The sequence below is a fragment of the Bradyrhizobium sp. CIAT3101 genome, assembly GCF_029714945.1.
Taxonomy (GTDB): Bacteria; Pseudomonadota; Alphaproteobacteria; order Rhizobiales; family Xanthobacteraceae; genus Bradyrhizobium.
Genome location: NZ_CP121634.1, coordinates 8133303 through 8154977, shown reverse-complemented (window position 1 = coordinate 8154977; position 21675 = coordinate 8133303). Strand labels below are relative to the sequence as shown.

20 protein-coding genes and 1 tRNA gene are annotated in these 21675 nt (G+C 64.4%); 7 read left to right on the top strand and 14 right to left on the bottom strand.

Annotated elements, in window-relative coordinates; all coding sequences use genetic code 11:
- Positions 1–30: 30 nt before the first annotated feature.
- From QA645_RS38155 to QA645_RS38145, 3 genes are all read right to left on the bottom strand, one after another.
- Positions 31–996 carry a tripartite tricarboxylate transporter substrate binding protein gene (locus QA645_RS38155; RefSeq protein ID WP_283046208.1) on the bottom strand — a complete coding sequence of 322 codons (966 nt, stop codon included), beginning with the start codon at positions 994–996 and terminating at the stop codon, positions 31–33.
- A 22-nt stretch (positions 997–1018) separates the two neighbouring features.
- Positions 1019–1801 (bottom strand): histidinol-phosphatase, encoded by a 783-nt coding sequence (gene hisN, locus QA645_RS38150; protein WP_254134567.1) that lies wholly within the window; start codon positions 1799–1801, stop codon positions 1019–1021.
- A gap of 536 nt (positions 1802–2337) precedes the next feature.
- Complete coding sequence (locus QA645_RS38145) at positions 2338–3228, bottom strand: N-formylglutamate amidohydrolase (RefSeq protein ID WP_254195742.1); 891 nt, start codon at positions 3226–3228, stop codon at positions 2338–2340.
- 338 nt (positions 3229–3566) lie between these two features.
- Between QA645_RS38145 and QA645_RS38140 the strand changes: the two genes are divergently transcribed.
- Both QA645_RS38140 and QA645_RS38135 read left to right on the top strand, forming a co-directional pair.
- Positions 3567–3926: a cell cycle two-component system response regulator CpdR gene (locus QA645_RS38140; protein WP_007597092.1), complete on the top strand. Its 360-nt coding sequence runs from the start codon at positions 3567–3569 to the stop codon at positions 3924–3926.
- Between the two features lie 75 nt (positions 3927–4001).
- Positions 4002–4076: transfer RNA gene (locus QA645_RS38135), tRNA-Val, on the top strand.
- 208 nt (positions 4077–4284) lie between these two features.
- On the opposite strand, the gene QA645_RS38130 is transcribed toward QA645_RS38135, so the two are convergent.
- The gene (locus QA645_RS38130) at positions 4285–5571 is read right to left on the bottom strand and encodes a heme-binding protein (RefSeq protein ID WP_283046207.1); all 1287 of its coding nucleotides are present in this window, start codon (positions 5569–5571) and stop codon (positions 4285–4287) included.
- A 443-nt stretch (positions 5572–6014) separates the two neighbouring features.
- Here QA645_RS38130 and QA645_RS38125 point away from each other — a divergent pair, with 443 nt between their 5' ends.
- Complete coding sequence (locus QA645_RS38125) at positions 6015–6503, top strand: L-2-amino-thiazoline-4-carboxylic acid hydrolase (protein WP_254195740.1); 489 nt, start codon at positions 6015–6017, stop codon at positions 6501–6503.
- On the top strand, positions 6503–6769 hold the full coding sequence (locus QA645_RS38120) for a hypothetical protein (protein ID WP_283053501.1): 267 nt from the start codon (positions 6503–6505) through the stop codon (positions 6767–6769). Before QA645_RS38125 ends, QA645_RS38120 begins: the two co-directional genes overlap by 1 nt.
- Positions 6770–6778: 9 nt before the next feature.
- On the opposite strand, the gene QA645_RS38115 is transcribed toward QA645_RS38120, so the two are convergent.
- The 6 genes from QA645_RS38115 to QA645_RS38090 form a co-directional block, all read right to left on the bottom strand.
- Complete coding sequence (locus QA645_RS38115) at positions 6779–7234, bottom strand: NUDIX hydrolase (RefSeq protein ID WP_283046206.1); 456 nt, start codon at positions 7232–7234, stop codon at positions 6779–6781.
- A gap of 166 nt (positions 7235–7400) precedes the next feature.
- Positions 7401–8210 carry a hypothetical protein gene (locus tag QA645_RS38110; protein WP_283046205.1) on the bottom strand — a complete coding sequence of 270 codons (810 nt, stop codon included), beginning with the start codon at positions 8208–8210 and terminating at the stop codon, positions 7401–7403.
- Between the two features lie 4 nt (positions 8211–8214).
- The gene (locus tag QA645_RS38105) at positions 8215–9042 is read right to left on the bottom strand and encodes a carbohydrate ABC transporter permease (RefSeq protein WP_283046204.1); all 828 of its coding nucleotides are present in this window, start codon (positions 9040–9042) and stop codon (positions 8215–8217) included.
- On the bottom strand, positions 9039–9914 hold the full coding sequence (locus QA645_RS38100; RefSeq protein ID WP_283046203.1) for a sugar ABC transporter permease: 876 nt from the start codon (positions 9912–9914) through the stop codon (positions 9039–9041). Before QA645_RS38100 ends, QA645_RS38105 begins: the two co-directional genes overlap by 4 nt.
- A 33-nt stretch (positions 9915–9947) precedes the next feature.
- Positions 9948–11300: an extracellular solute-binding protein gene (locus tag QA645_RS38095; RefSeq protein WP_283046202.1), complete on the bottom strand. Its 1353-nt coding sequence runs from the start codon at positions 11298–11300 to the stop codon at positions 9948–9950.
- 32 nt (positions 11301–11332) lie between these two features.
- Positions 11333–12097 (bottom strand): FadR/GntR family transcriptional regulator, encoded by a 765-nt coding sequence (locus tag QA645_RS38090; protein ID WP_254134557.1) that lies wholly within the window; start codon positions 12095–12097, stop codon positions 11333–11335.
- A gap of 170 nt (positions 12098–12267) precedes the next feature.
- Here QA645_RS38090 and QA645_RS38085 point away from each other — a divergent pair, with 170 nt between their 5' ends.
- The gene (locus QA645_RS38085; protein WP_283046201.1) at positions 12268–13695 is read left to right on the top strand and encodes a sulfatase-like hydrolase/transferase; all 1428 of its coding nucleotides are present in this window, start codon (positions 12268–12270) and stop codon (positions 13693–13695) included.
- Positions 13696–13899: 204 nt separating this feature from the next.
- The gene (locus QA645_RS38080; protein ID WP_254134555.1) at positions 13900–14322 is read left to right on the top strand and encodes a RidA family protein; all 423 of its coding nucleotides are present in this window, start codon (positions 13900–13902) and stop codon (positions 14320–14322) included.
- A gap of 9 nt (positions 14323–14331) precedes the next feature.
- Here QA645_RS38080 and QA645_RS38075 read toward each other — a convergent pair whose 3' ends face one another.
- Positions 14332–15423, bottom strand: a complete 1092-nt coding sequence (locus QA645_RS38075) for an enolase C-terminal domain-like protein (RefSeq protein WP_283046200.1) — start codon at positions 15421–15423, stop codon at positions 14332–14334.
- A gap of 191 nt (positions 15424–15614) precedes the next feature.
- Here QA645_RS38075 and QA645_RS38070 point away from each other — a divergent pair, with 191 nt between their 5' ends.
- On the top strand, positions 15615–17177 hold the full coding sequence (locus tag QA645_RS38070) for an adenylate/guanylate cyclase domain-containing protein (RefSeq protein WP_283046199.1): 1563 nt from the start codon (positions 15615–15617) through the stop codon (positions 17175–17177).
- A 260-nt stretch (positions 17178–17437) separates the two neighbouring features.
- Here the strand turns inward: QA645_RS38070 and QA645_RS38065 are convergent, their stop codons facing one another.
- From QA645_RS38065 to QA645_RS38055, 3 genes are all read right to left on the bottom strand, one after another.
- Positions 17438–18673: an ABC transporter substrate-binding protein gene (locus tag QA645_RS38065; RefSeq protein ID WP_254195730.1), complete on the bottom strand. Its 1236-nt coding sequence runs from the start codon at positions 18671–18673 to the stop codon at positions 17438–17440.
- 236 nt (positions 18674–18909) lie between these two features.
- Positions 18910–20364 (bottom strand): FAD-dependent monooxygenase, encoded by a 1455-nt coding sequence (locus QA645_RS38060; protein WP_283046198.1) that lies wholly within the window; start codon positions 20362–20364, stop codon positions 18910–18912.
- Between the two features lie 364 nt (positions 20365–20728).
- A complete protein-coding gene (locus tag QA645_RS38055; protein WP_349253196.1) occupies positions 20729–21661 on the bottom strand; it encodes a carboxylesterase family protein in 933 nt (310 codons plus the stop codon).
- Positions 21662–21675 lie beyond the last annotated feature (14 nt).

Genomic DNA, 21675 nt, shown 5'->3' with positions numbered 1-21675 from the left:
CCCCTCCAGGGGAGGGTAAGAAAGAGCGCGCTACTTCGCCGTCTCCACACCGGCGTCCTTGATTACCTTCGCCCATTTCGCGGTCTCATCCGCGATGAACTTTCGAAAATGCTCCGGCTCGTCGCCGACAAGCGTTGCACCCTGCTGCGCGAGCTTGTCCTTCACCGCGGGATCCGCCATCGCCTTGATCGCGAGGTCATGCAGCGCCGTGACGATCTCCTTCGGCGTGCCCTTGGGCGCGACCATGCCGTACCAGTTCTCGATGCGCAGATCGGGGAAACCCGCTTCCTTCGTCGTCGGCACGTCAGGGGCGGTCGGGGCGCGTTCAGCCGAGCCGACCGCGATCGGCTTGAGGGCGCCGGCCTTGACCTGCGGCAGCAGCACCGGGAGGTCGAGGAATGTCATCTGCACCTGCTGGCCCAAGAGATCGTTCACCGCCGGCGCGGCGCCACGATAGGGCACATGTACGATGTCGATCTTGGCCGTCAGCTTGAACAATTCACCGGCGAGATGCGGCAGGCTGCCGGGGCCGGAGGAGGCGAAGTTGAGCTTTCCGGGCTGCGCTTTCGCGAGCGCGATCAGCTCGCCGATGTCCTTGGCGGGCACGTTGGTGGCCACGACCAGCATTTCCGGCACGGTCGCCACCAGCGTCACCGGCGTGAGATCGGCAAGCGTGTCGTAAGCGACCTTCTCCATGCTCGGGCTGATCGCGAGCGCGCCGGCGGAGGAGATCGCGATGGTGTAGCCATCGGGCGGGCTCTTTGCGACCGCGTCGGTGCCGAGCACGCCGCCCTGGCCGCCGCGATTGTCGATCAGCACCGGCTGTCCTGACAGTTCCGACATGCGCTGGCCGATGACGCGGGCGATGATGTCGTTGGGACCGCCGGCCGGGAACGGCACGATCAGCTTGATCGGCTTTGCCGGAAAATTTTGCGCTGCCGCCACGGACGGCAGCAGCAGAAACAATCCAACGAGAAGCCTGCGTGAGATGGTCATGCAAGCCTCCCGCTGGCGCTTGTTACTGGTTGAGCAGTTTCAGTGCTTCTTCGTGCACCCTGGCGTCGCCGGCCGCGACGATGCGGCCGCCGCCCTGGGCCGGCTTGCCTTCCCATGTGGTGACGACGCCGCCGGCGCCGGTCACGATCGGGATCAGGGCTGCGATGTCGTACGGCTTCAGCTCGGTCTCGACCACGAGGTCGACATGGCCGGCCGCCAGCATGCAATAGGAGTAGCAATCGCCGCCATAGCGCGACAGCCGCGCGCCCTGCTCGATCCGGCCGAAAATGGCGCGGTCGCGCTCGTTCATCAGCAAGGGAGAGGTGGTGTAGGTCGTCGCCTCCGACAGTGAAGCACAGCGGCGGACCTGGAGCCGGCGCTCGCCCGATGGGCCTTTGTAAATGGCTGAGCCGTTATCGCCGGAAAAACGCTCGCCAATGAAGGGCTGGTGCATCATGCCGTAGACCGGCGTGCCCTTGTGCAGCAGCGCGATCAGCGTTCCCCAGATCGGAAAGCCGCCGATGAACGACTTCGTGCCGTCGATGGGATCGAGCACCCAGACATAATCGGCGTCCTCGCGCTCGTTGCCGAATTCCTCGCCGACGATGCCGTGCTGGGGAAAGCTCGCCTTGATCAGCCGCCGCATCACCGCTTCGGCGGCGCGGTCGGCTTCCGTCACCGGATCGAAATCCTTGGTCTTGCTCTTGTCGTCGATCGACAGCGAGGTCCGGAAGAACGGCAGGATGGTTTCGCCGGAGGCGGTGGCAAGCCGTCCGATGAAGGCTGAGAAGTCGATCACCGTCACGGCGCATCCTCAAAACGAAAGTCGGGTGAAGCTTTCATCTGCCTAGCTCAATTCGCCTCTCGCGTGCAGCGCTGTCTTGATTTGCACCCTGGTATTTTGGATGCGGATACCGGCGGCCCAGGCGAGCTATATGCTGGCCAAATATCGATCACAGTGTTGAGAACTTAGTTCCGCGTATGCCTCGTTCGTATGCAAATGACAATCAACCCATTGAAATTCCTTATCAAAGAAACTGAATCTGGATTTCGCTGGAAGCAAATGAGCCATGTGTTTTTGCATGGGAAACGGCTCAAAAGCCCTTGCGCTTTGTGCGGCGCGGCCGCATATTGTTGCGGTGCGGTAGCGCTCTGCGTTACCGCTGCCCTCCTTGGGCGTTTCCTCCCTAGACTTGGGCCGCTTCTTCATTAGAAGCGGCCCTTTTTTCTTGGGTCTCCGTTTTCAGTTTAGCGCGCATACGCTTGCGAAGCGAAAACGCATTCGCACTTCTCGCAGCGAGCACGATCGTTCGAGCAAAATCGTTCGAGAATAGTTCGCGTCTATTCCGCCGCGGCCTGGAACGGGCCGAGATCGCCGAACGGGATCGTGGTCGCCAGCACATCGGCGAGAATGCCGAAGTCGCTTGCCACCTGCGCAAAGCGCGGACCGCGCTCGCGGCGGCGCTCGTCCATGTAGATCGCGCGGTTGAGCTCGAGCTGCACCGCGTGCAGGCCGCTCGCCGGGTTGCCGTAATGCTCGGTGATGAAGCCGCCGGCATAGGGCTTGTTGCGGCCGATCGAATAGCCGAGCCCGGTCATGGTTTCCTCGACGCGATCGGGCAGCAGCGGCGTGCAGCTCGTGCCGTAGCGGTCGCCGATCACGATGTCGGGCCGGCGCGGCTCGTCTCTGCTGACCCCGACCGACGGCATCGAATGACAGTCGACCAGCACCACGGTGCCGAACATCTGGTGCACCTTGTTGATCAGCCGGCGCAGCGCGCGATGGTAGGGCTTGTACAGCGTCTCGATCCGCGCCAGCGCGTCGTCGACCAGGATACGGTCGCGATAGATCTCCTGGCCGTCCCCGACCACGCGGGGAATGGTGCCGAGGCCGCCTGCGACCCGCATCGAGCGCGTGTTGGCAAAGCTCGGCAGCCGGCCGGTGAACATGCGGGGGTCGAGCTCATAGGGCTCGCGATTGACGTCGACATAGGAGCGGGGAAAGTTCACCCGCACGGTCGGAAAGCCGCGATCGCTCAAATGGCCGATCAGCTCGTCCATGAAGGAATCTTCGGATCGCCGGAGTTGCGGCAGGTCGATCCGCGATGCCGCGAGGAATTCGTCCGGATAGGTCGAGCCGGAATGCGGTGAGTTGAAGATAACAGGCGCGCGCCACTCGGCGGGCTCCACGATCTCGAAGGCTGGCGACGCGTCGCCGTCAAACCGGGTCATCTTCTCAGGCTTCGTCCCTTCACGCCGCACGATCCGGCCAAAATCCAGCAAGCCCCAGATCGAATGATTCGGCCGGTCGAGCGGCTCTTATGTGTCGTCATTGTCCGGAATCGCAACCATTCTGCCAAGCGAAAAGATGTGATTGGCGCATGGAACATGTCTTAACCGTGCGGGCAGGGAGGCGGGGACGCGCCGGCGCGACGAGATTGATTCGCAGCCCGTTCGGGTTCACAAGAGGCGGCGCCGGTCGGGCCCAGGGTAAAGATTTTCACCCGAAATTTACCCTCTGTCGGGCTTACTGACCTCTGCATATCCTTTGGGGATTCGACGTTCCTGCCATGCCAAAAATCCTGCTCGCCGAAGACGACAACGACATGCGCCGTTTCCTGGTCAAGGCGCTGGAAAACGCCGGTTTTCAGGTTTCGTCCCATGACAACGGCATGGCCGCCTATCAGCGGTTGCGGGAAGAGCCGTTCGAGATGCTCCTGACCGACATCGTGATGCCGGAGATGGACGGTATCGAGCTCGCCCGCCGGGCCTCGGAACTCGACCCCGACATCAAGATCATGTTCATCACCGGCTTCGCCGCGGTCGCCCTGAACTCGGATTCGGACGCCCCCAAGAACGCCAAGGTGCTGTCGAAGCCCGTTCACCTGCGCGAATTGGTGAGCGAAGTGAACAAGATGCTGGCGGCCTAAATTGGCCCCCTTCCGTCCTTGCACCGGCTCCCACGAGCCGTTATAGGGACCCCACCCGACGTAAGTGGACTATTAGGGCACGTAGCTCAGCGGGAGAGCACTACCTTGACATGGTAGGGGTCACAGGTTCGATCCCTGTCGTGCCCACCATCCTTCGCTCGCGATAGCCGAGAGAAGGATGTCGCGCCGAAGCCCAAAGGGCGCAGGCGGACTTGTAGCCGCGAGCTTCGGCTCGGCAAGCCACGCTTCACCGCTCCCGATGCGAAGCGTGTCCGGCGTAGCTCGAAGAGCGAAGACGGACTGGGGCGTCTTGCTCGGTGCTTTCAAGCACCCGTGCGCCACGCCCCATCGCGCCCCCTCACGTCAGCGGCAGCAGATGCTCCGGGATCGGCACTGGCGCTGCCGGCACCAGCGAGGCGACGGAGACGTGCGGCCAGGTCAGGCCGTTGAAATCCAGCATCACCTTCTGCGAGTACTGGATCTGCGTCGTCGCCACCTTCACACGGCCGCCGGCAAATCCCTTGCCCGGCACCAACGGAAGTGAGGCGACGAAGCTCGGCACCAGCGGCACCGTGCTCTTCTGCACCGGCTGCAGGATGATCGGCGGCTCGCCCGATGCGATGTGCGGCACGTCGACGTCGTAGATGACGGTCTCGATCCAGAACACGGCATCCATCTGGAAGGCGTTGGCGTTGGCGCCATTGCCGCCGGGCGGCGGTGCCGGCACGCCCTGCAGGAACGCGATGTTCGCGGTGCCGCCGGCGAAGTTCGGCGCCTGCGGATGCGGGCCCGGTGAAGCGACGGCCGGCAACGGACCGCCCGACAGCGGCGTGCCGGGCTTGGTCGAGGTCTCGATGATGATGGTCTGATGGATGGTCTGATGCGCGATCTGATGGCGCAGCACCGTGTTCGGATCGGTGATCATGGCCTGGGTGAGCTTGCCCGAGGCGATCAGCGCGGTGAGGTCCTGCGGCAACCTGCGTGTCGTCTTGTTGGCCGCGGTTTGATTCTGGAACGTGAACTTGTTGGCCGGATTGCCGCCGAAGAACGGCGTGATGTCGATCGGCGCGATGGTCGGCTTGCCGGCGACGGCCGGCAACGCGGCGCCTTGCGCGGTGATCGTCGTTCCGTGCGGAATCGAGGCCATGCGCGCGAGGGTGAACGGTTCGTTCGGATTCGTGCTGGACGGCACCGCGAGCCAGATGCCGGGTTCGAAGTGAATGCCGACGGGCGTCCCGGTGGTCACGTCGTTGATGGTCTGCAGATAGGGCACGCCGTTCAGGAAGGCATCCGCCTGCGGCCCCGAGCCACGATTGGGAATCGAGCCGAGACTGTTCGAGAACGACATCGTCTCGTCGGTGAGGTTTAGCTCCAGCACGTTGTCGGGCGGGTCGGTGGTGTTGATCGGTCCCGGCATCTGGGTCGGCGTCGTCGCGCTGTCGGGCCGGAAGATGGTGTTGAATCCCTGTCCCGTGAACGTGCCGGCGAAGGCCGACAGCGGCCCGAGCGTCGGCGGCAGGACGAGCGGCAGCGCAGCAGGCGCGACGGCGGCATGCGCGGCAGCCCTGAACACGCTATCGACCTGGTGGATGGAAAAGTTTGCTGTTCTGTTGAAGGCGCTGGTAAGCGGCTTGGGTTCGTCCATAGGGCGTTCCTTTCGATGGCTGCAAGCGCGACTGTCGATGCCGGCACTCTCCCGGGCCGGCGTTCCGGGCTGATCGATGGTCTCCCTGTGTCAGGCCACGCCACGCGCACGCGCGGGATGTCGCATCGCCTGGCTCGGCGAGACGTCGGAATTTTTTTGAAACCGATCGCGATCTTCTGGCGCGTCGTCCGTCGCGGGGATCGTCGGTGTCACCCTGCGCGAAACGACGCTTTGTCAGGGGTGTTCAAAAATGGAATGATCGAAACATACGGGGTCGCACGCCCCGTCCGCCTTGGTTACATCTCGATTATGATACAACCTAAGAGGTGCTTCAAGTGTGTTCCATTTCACAAGCGAAAGAGTCGCAGTTACGCCAACGATCGGCGTGAGGCCCGCGCCAGATCTGGTTCTCATCGAAGCACCGAAGACGAGCAGGCGACCCCATGAGCATATCCGTCATCGAACAGGCAAAGATCCAGGCGCAGGTCCTGGTGCCGCTGGTCAAGGCGCTGCAGGCCGAGCTCGGCGAGGCGCGCGCGAATGCGCTGGTGCGCAAAACGCTCGGCGATCTCTATCGCGGCTTCGGCGAGGCGTTTTGGACGGCGAAGAACGAGGCCAATCTCGGTCAGGCCGTCGCCTCCGCCTTCAAGACCTACGCGCGCGACGACGCGCTCGCCTATGACGTGATCGAGCAGACGCAGGATGCATTCGCGTTCGACGTGAAGCGATGCGCCTATGCCGAGTTCTACAAGGCGCTGGGCGAGCCGGAGCTCGGCTTCCTCATGGTCTGCACCGCCGATTTTGCGACGGCCGAAGGGTTCGGCCCCGACGTCAGGCTCACGCGGACGCAGACCATCATGCAAGGCGCCGATCATTGCGACTTCCGCTACCGGCGCGTTGCGGACGGATCGAAGGGAAGGGACAGTGAATGATGCGGACGATTTGTCTTGGGACTTGTCTTGGGACTTGTCTTGCGGTGACGGCTCTCGCGCTGACGGCCTCGAGCGCCAATGCGGCGATCATCGATTGGCAGGCCGAGATGCAGCGCTGCCGCGCGGTGCGCGAGAGCGTGGCGCCGCTGCTTCAGGCCGGCGAGGGCATATCCGCCGTCGGCCGTTCCAACAGATCCGTCCGTCGCTGCATCTGGATCCAGCGCATGGCGGTGCGAAAGAAAATCCCCGGCGCGGAGACCTGGTAGGCGCAACCGTCAGTCGCGCCTGAGCAGCAAGTCCTTCAGTCCGCCCGGATATAGGCTCGGTCCGTCCGGCACGTCGAGATCGGCGAGGTCGAACCAGCGGGCGACGATCTCCTCGCCATTATCCTCGCGGAAGTCGATGCGGTCCTGGCCGGCGAACGCGTGCTGCGGAAACGCGACCTCGGCGATGAACATCACCTCGTGCCCGGTCGCGCCCTCGTGGACATAGATGTTCTCCATCATCAGCGGTTCGCCTGTGATGGCAATGTCGATGCCGAGCTCTTCGTTGAACTCGCGCGCGAGCGCAGTCCGCCAGCTCTCGCCGAACTCGATCTCGCCGCCGAGCGGGCGCACGCCCTTGATCCGGCCCGCATCGTCGCGCACCTCAGCCGCAAGCAGCCGCCCGTCCCGCCAGTGCAGGCCGATCGCGACGACGCGGATATGGGGATGAGGGCGCCATGTGGTCATGGGCCATCGATAGTCGGCTTTGTGTGATCGAGCAACGAGCAGGTTGACCCGTCATCCTGAGGTGGCCGCAAAGCGGCCCTCGAAGGACGACGGCCCGGCTGCGGCATCCGGGCCGTGCATCCTTCGAGGCTCCCGACGCGATGCTATGCATCGCGCCGCTCGCACCTCAGGATGACGGAGTTGTGTCGGCGGCGCCCCGCCAGAACGCCGTCTGCAGCGGCAGCTGCTGCCGGATCATCGCCACGCCGTCGACGACCTTCAGCCCACGCGCCGCGCAGGCTTCCATGAAGCCGGTTCGCCGGCCGGCGATGATGTCGAATACGGCGCAATCCTTCGGCAGTTTTGCCGGGTCCATCGGCAAGGCATCGGTCGCCTTCAGGCCGAGCGAGGTCGCATTGACGCAAAGACCGGCATCGTCGAAGCGCGTCTCGAGGTCGATATCGAGACCGGGAAATTGGCCGCGGAGCTTTGCCGCAAGCGTCTCGACCGGGCCGGGCACCTCGTTGAGAATGCGCAACCGCCTCACACCTCCCGCCGCCAGCCCATGGCAGATCGCGCGGCCGGCGCCGCCTGCGCCAATCACGACAGTGCGGCGCTCGGGGTCGAAGATGCCGGCCTCGCGTGCGGCATTCAGGAAGCCTTCGCCGTCGTAGGACTCGCCGACGAGTTTTCCGCCCGCCTCGATGCGGATGGTGTTGACTACACCCTCGAAGCTTGCTGCGGGCCCGACCGCGTCGCAGAGCTCAAACGCGGCCGGCTTGTGCGGGATGGTGATGTTGAAGCCGGCGGTGCTCGGCGATTTCGCCAATGTTCGGATGGTCTCGACGAGATGCTTCGGCGCCACGTCCATCACCACCATGTGCCAGTCGAGGCCCTGCTCTGCGAAATAGGGCGTGTAGTAGCGCGGCGCGGCGACATGGCCGGAGGGGTGGGCGAGGATGAAGACGGTACGCGAGGCGCCGGTCGGATATTTCATGAGGTCAGCCTTTGACGGCGCCGGCCGTGAGCCCGGAGACGAGATAGCGGCGCACCGCGAGTGAGAAGATCAGAACCGGCGCCATCACCAGCGAGCCGCCGGCGGCGATCTTACCCCATTCCCAGCCCTCGTAGTTCATGAAGTTGACGACGGCGACCGGCGCGGTACGTGCATTGGTGCGGGTCAGGATCAGCGCGAAGAAGAAGTCGTTCCAGGCGTAGAGGAAGCACAGGATCGCGGTCGCGGCGATACCAGGCGTCACCATCGGCAGCACGATCTTGGTGAACACCGTGCGCGTCCGCGCGCCGTCGACTAGCGCCGCTTCCTCCAGCGAGACCGGGATGGTGTCGAAGAACGGCTGCATCATCCAGATCACCAGCGGCAGGTTAAAGCTGGTGTAGACCAGCACGAGGCCGGTGATGGTGTCGAGCAAGCCGATCCAGCGATAGAACAGGAAGAAGGGTATCGTGAACGCGATCGGCGGCGCCATGCGCGTCACCAGGATCGCAAAGGAGAGCGCATGCTTGCCGCGCCCGGCCCAGCGCGACAGCGCGTAGGCCGCGGGTACGCCGAACAGCAGCGCCAGTGTGGTCGAGAGTGATGCGCTCAACAGACTGTTGACGAACGAGGCCGAGAATGCGCTGTGCCAGAGCGAGATGTAATTCTGCAGCGTCGGCGTGAAGATCAGCGGCGGCGGGAACTGCAGGATCTCGTCGTTGGTCTTGAAACTCATCTGCAGCAGCCACAGGAACGGCGACAGCAGGATGAGCAGCGTGACGGTGATCGCGACCAGCCGGCCCGGCGTTGCCTTGCGCAGCGACGACTCGCTCATGCCAGTGCCTCCTTGCGCCGTCCCATCCAGACCAGCCCCAGGCTGATGCCGCAGACCAGCAGCAGCATCACCACGGTGACCGCGCTGGAATAGCCGATCTCGTTGGTGTCGAAGGCGAGGAGATAGGCATAGTAATTCGTGACTTCCGTCACCGTGCCGGGGCCGCCGCCGGTCAACAGGAAGATCAGCGGAAACGCCTTCACGCTGTCGATCAGGCGGAACATACCCGAGATCACCAGGATCGGCGTGATGAAGGGCAGCGTGACGTACCAGAAGATCTGCAGCTTGTTGGCACCGTCGACGAGGGCGGCTTCCGAATATTCGTCGGGAATGGTCTGCAGCGCGGCCAGCACCATCAGGAAGGTGAAGGGCGTCCATTCCCAGGTGTCGGCGATGACGATCGAGGTCAGCGCGAAATCGACGCTCGATGTCAGCGCCGGCAGCGTAACGTGCAGCGCTTGAGCCGCGTAATAGAGCGGGCTGATGTCGGGCGCGTAGATCAGCTTCCAGATCACCGCGACCACGATCGGCGGCAGCACCATCGGAATCAGGAAGAAGGTCCGCGCGAATTCGACGAAGCGTGACGGCACGTTCAGCAGCAATGCCAGCAGCATGCCGAGGAGCACCTGAAACAGCACGCTCGCGACCGACAGCTTGGCCTGCACGGCGAGCGAGTTGACGAAGCGGGGATCCCCCGGCAGCAGGCGATAGTTGCGCAACGGCTCGCTGAAATCGGTGGCCGAGCCCGGCGTCGTCAGCTGGAACGGCGTCAGGCTGGTCACGATCAGATAGATCGCCGGCAGCACCGCCACCGCGAACAGCACGATCAGGCTCGGGGTGAGCGCGAAGGCGATGAACCTGCGGCGCTCCAAGTCAATTCCGCTCTCGGTCAATTCCGCTCTCGCTCAAAGCTTCGTCCCGGCGCGGCGGAGTGCGGCGATCGCCTGGTCCTGGGCTGCGTTCATCGCGTCCTTGGCGGGCAGCTGGCCGGTGGCGACCTGTTCGAACGCCTTATTGAGGACGTCGCCGACGATCGGGAATTCCTTCGACGTCCGATAGGCCATGTAGTTTTCGCCCTTGCCGGGCTGCTCCAGCACCTCGAGATAGAGCGCGCCGAGGTCCTGGCCGTTCACCGTGTTGAGCTTGCGATAGTCGTCGCTGGTGATGATCGAGCGGCGGCAGATCGAGGAGTGGCCGTGCTCTCTGACGAGCTTCATCGAGATCTCGGGCGAGAGCGCCCATTTGATGAATTCCCACGCGGCCTTCTGGTTCTTGGCGTTCTTGGGAATGCCGAGGCCCTGGCTGTTCGAGGCCGGATAATCGTGCACGGGACCGGCGGGCGAACGCACCACGCGCGAGGTCTCCTTCACCTTGCTCTCGTCGGAGAGCAGAATCGGCGTCACCCAGGCGCTGGAGTGGATGAAGATGTTGGCGCGGCCAGTCAGCATCGCTTGCCGTGCTTGGTCCTCGGTGTAGGTCAAGACGCCCGTCGGCGCGCTCTTGAGCAGCTTCGCGTAGAACTCGACGCCCTGGATCGCCTCGGGCGTGTTCAGCGCCGGCATGACGTCGCCGGGCGGGTTCTTGAAGATGTTGCCGCCAAAACCCTGGATGTAGGGCGGCAGATTCCAGTTGTGCAGGAACCACGACACCAGGCCGCTGACGCCGTCGGTGCCGTTGATCTCGGCACAGACCTGCTGCAGTTCGGCGAAGGTCTTGGGGATCTTCAGCCCCTTCTTCTCCATCAGGTCCATGCGCGACAGACCCATCAGCATCGCGCCGCCTTCCCAGGAATAGCCGTAGGTCGCGCCCTTGGCGTCGCGATAGGGTACCTGTGCGCCGTCGACGAAGTCCTTCGGATTCCACTCGGCCGGCGTCAGGTTGGCATCGCCCGTGAACTCGTCGAGATTGGCGAGCAGGCCTGCCGCGATCCAGCGGGTCGCGAGCGTGAAGGTGACGTTGACGAAATCATAGGCGGAGCCGCCCGAGGACAGTTCGAGATTGGCCTGCTGGTTGTAGACGGGCAGGGCCGAGAGCTGGAGGTCGACCTTCATGCCGGTCTTGTCCTCGAACTCGGGAATGTATTTCGCCAGCAGCGTGAAGAAGCGGTGCTGGAACGAGGCGCCGTGCAGCGTCACGCCCGCAAACGGCTTCGTCTGCGCGATCAGCGGCGCCGGGAATACGGCCAGCGCGGCGCCCGCGGCGCTCGCTTTCAGCAGTTTGCGGCGGGTGATCGAGCTCGCGCGCGATGCGTTTGTCATGACGTTCTCCCTCATTACTATTCTTGTCGGCTTCAACGCGTCCGCTTGGTCCGGATGGTCTCGTCCTCGGCGTCCTTTTTCTTCTGACGCGACATCGCCGTGACGATGTTCTGTTCGGTGAGATCCATCAGCTTGTGCATGGCCTGGCGTGCGCCGTCGGCGTTGCGTGCCCAGATCTCGTCGAGCACGGCGCGGTGATACGGCAGGCTTTTCCGCGGGGCGCCCGGATTGGTGCTCGACAAATCGAACGACATCCGCAGCGCGGCTGCGACCGTCGCGCCGAAGGCGATGAGGAAATCATTGCCGGTGGCGATGAGAATGCCGCGATGGAATTGCAGGTCCGGCTCGGCATAGGCGACGCGGTCCATGCCGGCCGCGTCCATGCCGCGATAGGCGCGCTCGATCCTCGCAAAATCCTCGTCGGTGCCGCGCACCGCGCAGATCGCGCAGGCCTCGGGCTCGACGATCCGGCGAACCTCCAGAATCTGCTTGGCGAACTCCTGCGTCGGCAGCGCCGACAGCGTCCAGTTCAGCAACTCCTCGTCGAGCATGTTCCAGTCGAACCGTGCCCGCACATGGGTGCCGGCCTTCTGCTTCGAGGCGATCAGCCCCTTCGCTTTAAGCAGCGACAGCGCCTCGCGGATCGAGGCGCGGCTGACATCGAAGCGGGACGCCAGCTCGATCTCGCGCGGCAGCGTGGTGCCCTCGCGCCAGACCCCGGTCAGGATCATCCGCGCCACCTCGCGGGCGACCTGGGCGCTCGATTGCGGGCTGTCCTTGTGAGGAGATTTTGCCACGGCGGTCCCGGATTCGTGGAATAAAATGTCTGATTTATTGCGCACGTCAGAGAAGAAGTGCGCCTAATCGTGCTTCTGATCGCAGATAATCAAACCTGGACTGGTTTGACAAGAATTATTATGTCAGACATATTTTATATTGACTCATCGCCGCGCAGGACAAAGCAACCGTGACAAAGCCCCACATCATCCTGGTCATGACCGACCAGCAGCGTTTCGACACGATCGCCGCGACGGGCCATCCCTACATGAAGACGCCGAATCTCGACCGCCTGGTGCGCGAGGGCGTCTATTTCGACAATTGCTTCATCAACGCGCCGAGCTGCGTTCCGTCGCGCGCGGCGCTGTTCTCCGGCCTCTATCCGCATGCCTCGGGCGTGCTGAAGAACGGTCAGCACTGGCAGAAGACCTGGGTGAGCAAGCTCGGCGAGGTCGGCTATCACTGCGTCAATGTCGGCAAGATGCACACCATCCCCTATGACGCGAAGGCCGGCTTCCACGAGCGCTTCGTGGTCGAGAACAAGGATCGCTTCTTCGAGGGCCGCTGGTTCGCCGACGAGCTCGACAAGGCCTTTGCCGCGCACAAGCTGACAAAACCGTCGCGCGCCGGCTATCGCAGCCTGCCGGACTATGGCGACCGCATGGGCGCCTTTACCTGGGAGATGCCGAAATCGCTGCACCCGGACATCTTCGTCGCGGAGACCGCGATGTGGTGGCTGGAGACGCGCCCCAGGCCGGAGGCGCTGTTCATGCAGATCGGCCTGCCCGGGCCGCATCCGCCCTATGACCCGCTGCCGGGATATCTCGAGCATTATCTCGCCCGCAACGACCTTCCGGTGCCGCAGCCGACCGAGGCCGAGATCGAGGGCCTGCCGGCCTATCTGAAGGAGAAGCGCCGCCACGACACGGAAGTGGACCACGACGCCGTGTCATGGAAGCTCGCGCCCACGCATGAAGAGATGCGCCGCCTGCGCGCGCACTACTATGCCAACGTCACCATGATCGACGAGCAGATCGGCCGCCTGATCGAGACGCTCGACACCAAGGGCTATCTCGACAATTGCGTCGTCATCTTCATGTCCGACCATGGCGACAATCTCGGTGAGCACGGACTGAGCCAGAAATGGTCGATGTACGAACCGGTGACGCGCATCCCGCTGCTGTTCTGGTCGCCGAGCCTGTTTTCCGACGGCCGCCGCATCCGCGAGAAGTGCCAGCTGTTCGATCTCGCGCCCACCATTCTCGATCTCGCCGGCGCAGAGCATCCAAAGCCGTTCCAGGCGCGCAGCCTGCTGCCGGCGCTGAAGGGCGAGGACTGGACCGGCCGCGACTTCGTCTTCTCGGAGCAGGCCGGCGACGTCGCCATGACCGGCGCAAGGCTGATCACCATGGTGCGCGACGACCGCTGGAAGGTCGTGTTCATCCACGGCGCCGAGGACGGACAATTGTTCGATCTCGCCAACGATCCGTTCGAGCAGCACAATCTCTGGGGCGTGGGCGAGCGTGCCGGTGAGATCAGTCGCCTCAAGGATGCCTTCATCGACTGGCGCCAGAACAGCCTGCTCGAGACCATGGACCTGAACGCCGCCGCGCGGTGAGTGAGGATTTCACCGCATCATCCGTCCCGTCATTCCTCGCAATGCCGGTGCTGAGAGAGCGATGCGCGCAAGTCTTGATCCGCTACCGGCCGCCTGCCATTGTCCGCTCATCCACCACGGCCGTGAGCCTTGGGAGGTCGAGGTTGCGGCGTTCGTCGAAAAGTGTCGCGCCGCCGGATGTGAAAAAGAGGGTGGGTTATCGACATGAGCAGCGTGAACAAGCCTGGCGGAAACTACTTGCCGGTGATCATTCATGGCGGGCTTGCGTATGTCAGCGGCCAGCTGCCGCGTCGCGGCGAAGATCTGCTGTACGCGGGCAAGGTCGGCGCGGGTGTCGATATCGGGGCCGCACAGGAGGCCGCAGCCCTCTGTGCCGATCTCTGCATTGCGGCCATCAACCACGCAACGGGCGGAGAGGACAGGATCGTCCAGGTCCTGCAGCTCGTCGGATACGTCGCTTCAGCGCCTGGATTTACCCAGCAGTCGCAAGTCATGAACGGAGCCTCCGACCGGCTGATCGAGCGCCTCGGCGATCGCGGTCGTCACACGCGCACGTCCGTTGGTGTCGCCGAGCTGCCGCGGGGTGCTCCGGTCGAGCTGAGCATGATTGCCGCCGTTCGGTCGTAGCAGGCCGCCTTATGCGACGAGATGTTTTGCAACCGCCGCCTCGTCCCACGCAATCCCGTTGCCGGGCTCCTCGCTCGGCAGCGCAAAGCCGTCCTTGATTGTCAGCCGCGTCGCAAGCACCGCGTCGGCCCAGTCGACATATTCCAGCCAATGCGCAGTCGGTGTCACGCACAGCAGATGCGCGCTGATCTCCGAGAACAGATGCGTCGACATCTCGATGCCGGCGGCATGCGCCAGCGACGCGGCGAGCAGCCAGCCGGTGACGCCGCCAATGCGCTGCACGTCGGGCATCACGTAGTCGCAGGCCTCGGCTGAGAGCGCAGCCTGCATCGAGAACGCGCTGTCAAAATTCTCGCCGATCTGGACCGGCGTGCGCAGCGCGTCCGCAATGCGGGCGTTGCCCTCGTAATCATCGTGACGGATCGGCTCCTCGATCCAGGTCAGCCCCTCGTCGTCGAGCATCTCGCCGCGCCGGATCGCTTCGGTCACCGTCAGCGCCTGGTTGTAGTCGCACATCAGCGTCACCTCGTCGCCGACGGCCTTTCGTACCGCGCGCACCACGGCGAGATCGTCGCGCGCATCGGGCCGGCCGACGCGGATCTTCGCGGCGTGAAAGCCCTCTGCCAAGAGCTTGTGGGCTTCCTCGACCGCGGCGCCCGCCGGCATGATGCCGAGCCCCTTCGAATTGTAGGCCTTCACCGGCTTCGGCGCGCCCCCAAGCAGCCGCGCCAATGGCAGTCCGCGGGCGCGGGCCAACGCGTCCCACGCCGCCATGTCGATGCCGGATTGCGCCAGCCGTTGCAGGCCGGCGAGCCCGAGCAGGGTGAAACGCTGGGTCAGCTTGCGCTCGATCTCGAACGGCAGCAGCTCGTCGCCGGCGAGCAGCTCCGACATTTCCGTGACCATCGCGGTCAGCGGCTTCAGCGCCGACGGCGTGATCGAGAACAGATAGGCGTGCCCGATCGCACCCTGGTCGGTTTCGCAATCGATCAGCACCAGCGGCGCTTTCGCCACCGCGCCGGTCGAGGTCAGAAGCGGCAAGTTCATCGGCACGATCACGGGGCGTGCGTTGAAGCGCTTGATGCGGATGGTCTCGGTCATGGGATCTCCCGGCGGCATGAATGCAGGTTCATGCCCGATCTTAAGCATTCGTCATGAAACGAAAAGGTGCCTGGCCCGACCACCATAAAATGGGGTTGCGCGGCCGCGCGTTTGTTGGCTCTGTGCAGGCCGCATGCCGTGCCGCAAATCCAGGGGATTTGCGACAAGAACGCACACAACGGAGCCATCAAGTGAAACAAGAGATCTCCGAAGAACAGCGCAAGCACGGCATCCTCATTGGAGCCGTGGTCGCCTTCCTTCTGCTCGCGCTGCCGCTGGCCGTGTGGCTGGACCTGACGGAGCTGAACAAGACGGCGCTCCGCCGGCAAACCGCAGATCTCAATTCCGTCATATCAAGCGTGCGCAGCTACTATGCGTCCAACGTGGTCGGGCGCGTACTGGCGAACCCGAACGGTTCGACCAAGGTCGTTCACAATTACGAATCCGTCCCCGGTGCGATCCCGATCCCGGCGACGCTGTCGCTCGAGCTCGGCCGTGTCATCGGCGCGCAGCAGGAGAACATCACCTACCGCTTCGTCTCGGACTTCCCGTTCCAGAACCGCGCCCCGCACCAGCTCGACAAGTTCGAGAAGGATGCGCTGGCCGCGCTGCGCGCCGATCCCGAGCAGAAGATTGTCGACACTGAAACCTCGCTGTTCTCCGACAAGGTCCGCCTGGTCGCGCCCGTCATGATGGGCCCGGCCTGCGTCAGCTGCCACAACAGCCACCCCGAAAGCCCGAAGAAGGACTGGAAGGTGGGGGACGTCCGCGGCATCCAGGAAGTCATCATCGCCCAGCCGATCGCCGCCAACATCTTCTCGTTCAAGTTTCTGCTGGCCTATTTCCTGATCGCCGCCGGCAGCGGACTTTCCTTCCTGTCGTTGCAGCGTCGTCAGGCGCGCCGCATCAAGGGCATGAACAAGGAGCTCGAATCCGCCAACGACTTCCTCGCGTCGCTGTCGATGAAGATCTCGCGCTACATCCCGCCGCAGGTCTACAAGAGCATCTTCTCGGGCCAGAAGGACGTCACCATCCACACCGAGCGCAAGAAGCTCACGATCTTCTTCTCCGACATCCAGAACTTCACCGCCACCACCGAGCGGCTGCAGCCCGAATTGCTGACCCAGCTGCTCAACGAATATTTCACGGAGATGTCGGCGATCGCGCATGAGCATGGCGGCACCGTCGACAAGTTCATCGGCGACGCCATGCTGATCTTCTTCGGCGATCCCGAGACCAAGGGCGACCGCGCCGACGCGCAGGCCTGCCTGCAGATGGCCTGGCGCATGCAGCAGCGTCTCACCGAGCTCAATGCGAAGTGGCGCGCCTCCGGCATCGAGCAGCCGTTCCGCTCGCGCATGGGCATCAATTCCGGTTATTGCAATGTCGGCAATTTCGGCAGCAGCGACCGCATGGACTACACCATCATCGGCGCCGAGGCGAACCTCGCAGCGCGGCTGCAGTCGATCGCCGAGCCCGGCGGCATCGTGCTGAGCTACGAGAGTTTTGCGCTGGTCAGCGACATCGTCCGCGCCCACGCGCTGCCCGCGATCACCATGAAGGGCATCAGCCGCGAGGTGATTCCCTATTCGGTCGATGCGCTCAACGATGCGGCAGCGGAGCGCAGCGGCGTCATCACCGAACGTGCGCCGGGGCTCGAACTCTATCTCGATCCGGCCGTGGTGAAGTCCGGTGATGCCGCGCGGGTGAGATCGCTGCTGGAGAGTGCGCTGGCCTCGCTGAAGCCGGCGTGAGGGGCGCAGACTTGCGCGTGACCCTCCTCTTACCCTCCCCTGGAGGGGTCCGGGACGAGCGCAGCTCGCCCGTGGGTCGATCGCGCGTAGCGCGAGCGGGGTGGGGTGATCTCTCAACACGGGCACTGTTGGATGGGGAGAGACCGTCACCCCACCCCGTCTCATACTTCGCTGCGCTCAGTATGAGCCGACCCACGGGCGAGCTGCGCTCGTCCCGGACCCCTCCAGGGGAGGGTAAGCGCCGCGTCGCCAAGGTCGCTTCACCTCGCCGCGCCTTCCGTGAACGCCGTCTCGATCACCGCCCCAAACGGCTGCCACGACCGCCCGTCGAACTGCACCAATCGCATCTGCTTGATCGGCAGGTAGCTGTCGGGCGAGGTGTTCATCCTGATGTTGGGCAGCGCGACGGAGGGGTGGTAATCCCGCAGCGACGCCGCCTGGCGCATGATGTTCTCGCGCGACAGGTCGTCGCCGCATTGCCTCAGCACCTTGGTCAGCGCTTCTGCCGCCGCATAGCCATAGAGCGCCGCGCTGTTGTTGGTGCTTTCGATCTGATGATACTTGTCCATGAAGGCGAACCAGTCCTTCATGGCGGGGTCGTCTTTCCAGGCGGGATCGCTCGGATCCTTCAGGAACGCCGCCGAGATCACGCCGGCCGAATTCTCCAGCCCCGCGGGCGCCATCGCATTGGCGATCGAGGCGGAAGCATCGTTGACGATGACGACCGGGTGCCAGTTCAGCGACGCCGCCAGCTGGATCACCTTGGCCGCGGTCGACGGCACGCCGAGAAACACGAAGATGTCGGCGCCCGCGCGCTTGAGGATCGAGACGTGCCCTTCGAGATGCTCGTCGGAGATGTCGAAGGCGACGTCGACGAGGACCTGACGGTTGAGATCGCCCAATCCTTCCTGGATGCCCTTGTAGAGCATGCGGCCGAACTGGTCGTTCTGCCAGAGCACCACGATCTTCTTCCGCGGATAATAGGCCTGGATGTAGTTGGCGTAGATGCGTCCCTCGGAGCGGAATGGCGGCTGCCAGCCCATGGTCCAGGGAAACGCCTTGGCCTGGCTCAGCTCCTCGTCGCCGGACGCAACGAACAGCTGCGGAATTTTCTTCTCGTTGAGATACCAGCGCGTGGCGATATTGCCGGGCGTGCCGAACGATCCGAACATCAGCTGCACGTCGTCCTTCTCGACGAGATCGCGGGTCAGGTCCAGCGCGGCTGCGGGATCGGAATTGTCGTCGCGGGTGATGAAGCGGACCTTGCGGCCGTTGATGCCGCCGCGATCGTTGACCATGTCGAAATAGGCGGCCTCCGCCTTGCCGATCGCGCCGAATTCCGAGAGCGGCCCGGAATAGGGCACGATGTTGCCGATGCGGATTTCCTTGTCGGGACTGGAGTCGGAATTGGGTTGATCGGAGCGCTGCTGCGACATCGCCCCGAGCGAGGCGAGAGCGGCAATCAAGACGAACAGCAGTCTGCCGGTGACGCGCATGCTCGACACCTTGTCGTTGTTGGCCCCAACGAAGTCGGCTCGTTCCGCACCCAGTGGAGTTGATCTACGTCAAGCGTTTGGCAATCCTGTGGCACCCGAGCGAAGCGGCAGCCGTGTTGACGCGCTGTCGAGTGCGAGAGTCCCCGTGCGGTACCCCTCTCGCTAGCCCTCCGCGAGGGAGGGCGGGGGAGAGGGGTGGCCCAGCAAAAGATGAGAGCGGCCGCCCACCACGTTCCCTAATCTCCGAACCAGGTCGTGAGCGCCTCCACGAGTCCTTCGCTGTCGCCGGTGCCGACCCAGGCGACATGCCCGTCGGGCCGGACGAGCACGGCGGCAGGGGGCGGAACGACGCCGATCACCGGCATCTCGCAGGCGCCCGTGCACGTCGCGCTGACCTGCCTGACGCGTTCGTCCCAGCGCGCCGGGACGACGCACGCCGGCGTGCCGAGATTGAGGAAGAGCGGCCGCGCATCGCGCATCAGCTCGAACACGCGGGTCGGGCCATCGGCGGTGACGAGGTCGAGGTCGGGCATGCGCATGCCGAGCAAGGGATGGCAACCCTCCTCACCGTAGCGGATGTCGAGGCCGGACACCTTGGCGGAATACCATCTTCTCGGCTCGTCCATCTTCATGGTCGTGGCGACGAGCCCCCGGAGGGCCGTGGTGTGTTCGTCGCCGCGGTTGAGAGCCGTGAGCGCCAACGTCAGCTCGAGCAGCGCGGCCCCGACCGGGTGCCGCTCCCTGTGATAGGTGTCCAGCAGGGCGTCGGGTGAGATCCCCTTCACCACCTGGGCCAGCTTCCACCCGAGATTCACGGCGTCCTGCAGTCCGACATTCAGGCCCTGTCCTCCGACCGGGGAATGGATGTGCGCGGCATCCCCGGCGAGCAAGATGCGGTTCTTCCGGTACGCTTCCGCCTGCCGCGCCGCGTCCGTGAACCGCGACATCCACGTGACCTCGCGGATGCCCAGATCCGATCCGTAGGCAGCCCTGAGCGCCGCCCTGAGATCCGCTTCCGTCGGGCGTTCGCCCCGCTCGATCCGCTGTTCCGTCACGATGCCGCGCACGCGCGGGCCGCCGTCGAGCCATCCCAGGGCATACAGCCCCCGGTCCCCATAGCGGATGCCAAGTGGCGGCTCATCCGCGATGTCGGCCTCGAAGATGAGGTAGCTCGCCTGTGGCTCCGATCCGGGAAACCCGATCGAAGCGGTCTTGCGCACGAGGCTGCGGCCGCCGTCGCAGCCGGCGAGGTAGCTTGAACCCAGCCTGCGCCCGTCCGTCAGCTGAACCTCCACGTGCTCCCCGGTTTCGACAAAGCTCGCCATCTCGCAGCCTCGATAGAGCGTCACGGCGAGTTCCGAGATCCAGTCGGCGAGACCGCGCTCGATCTTTTCCTGCCAGAGCCCGAGTGTGTAGTTGTGACGGGTCGGTCGGTCGCGAGCCTCGAGGACCATGCCCGCGAGTGCGACGGCATAGTGCTTGTTTCCCAGCGGGAGGAACCTGTCGGCTATGCCGCGCTGATCGAGAAGCTCGATTGCCCGTGGATGGAGACCGCTTGCGCGCGAGCCCTCCACGTCCTGGTTCGGACGCCTCTCGACGATCGCGACGTCCACGCCGGCCAGCGCCAGCTCCCCGGCCAGCATCAATCCAGTCGGGCCGCCGCCGACGATGATCACGTCATGTTCAGTCATTTGCCGCCTCGGTTTGGTAGGGGGCCTGACTTCTACGGCGGAGGCGGGGTCTTGAAGCAAGAGCCTTGCGCTCCACATATAAGATTTGGAGGGAGGCGCTCGACGTGACGCGCACCTCCGCCCTCTCCACCGCTCCCGAATTCCCGCGATGATCCTCATGCGAGCCCGCAAGGCAATCGCATCTGAGAGCGATTTTCCCTGGGGCCATCCTTCGAGACGCCCGCCTTTGGCGGGCTCCTCAGGATGAGGACGGAGTGCGCGGCAACTGTTTCGACGGACGCCGGTGTCGCTTAGCCTCACCCTGAGGAGACCGCGGAGCGGTCGTCTCGAAGGGCGAGGCGCGCGCTCGAACCCGTCACTGGCGCTAAGGCAGCCCGCGCGCTTCCAGCTGATGCACCAGCAGCAGTGTCGGCTCGGCGAGACTGTCGCCCGAACCATCCAGCCCGAACGCCGCGGCGATGCCGTCGCGGCTGCGCAGCACCGTGGTGCGTGGGCAGTGGCCGGCGCCGCAGAGCGTCTTCTTCAGGGTCTCGCCCTGCGCGATAAGGTTCGCGGGATCGTTCGCGGCCCAGGCCAGCACGATCGGCGCGTCGACATTGAGGATGCCGGGAAACACCGAGCGCTTGTCATATTGAGCGGCATCGGTGCCGAGATATGCCTTCTCGCTGTCGCTGGCGTCCCTGCCGGCGCGGTAGATGCCGGACACTAGCACCACGGCCGCGACATCGGCGCGATCGGCCTGGAGCTCGGGATGCGCCAGCAGGGTGGCGACATGGAAGGCGCCGGCGCCATAGCCGACCGCAACGATCTCGCGGGCGTCGCCGTTGAACAGGTCGATATTGCCGTGGATCCAGGACAGCGCCGCCGCCACATCGGTCGCGCCCATCGGCCAGGTCGCGGCCGGAGCGAGCCGATAATTCACGCGCACCCCGATCATGCCGTTGCGCGCGGCGAAGCACATGGCCTCGTCCTGGATGTCGCGGGACAGGTCCGGCGCGCCGCGGTCTCCGGTAAAGGTGTCGCCCGCCACGAACAGCAGCACCGGCCGCGGTGTGTCCGCCTTGGTGGTGTCGCTGACCGCGACGTCGAGCACATTGGCCTCGCTGTCGCCATAGCGCAGGCCGCGCGAAAAAGTGACCTGCTCGCACAGCCGCGCAACGCCGCCGGCGGTCGTGTCGTTATCGGTGAGGCCGACCCGGACGAGATCCGATGGCGCGATGCGGCTCGCCGGAAGCGGGCCATGTGCAGAGGCCGCCGTCACGGTCAGAACAAGAAAAAAAGCGAGACAATTCTTCATCATGTGGGTGCCGG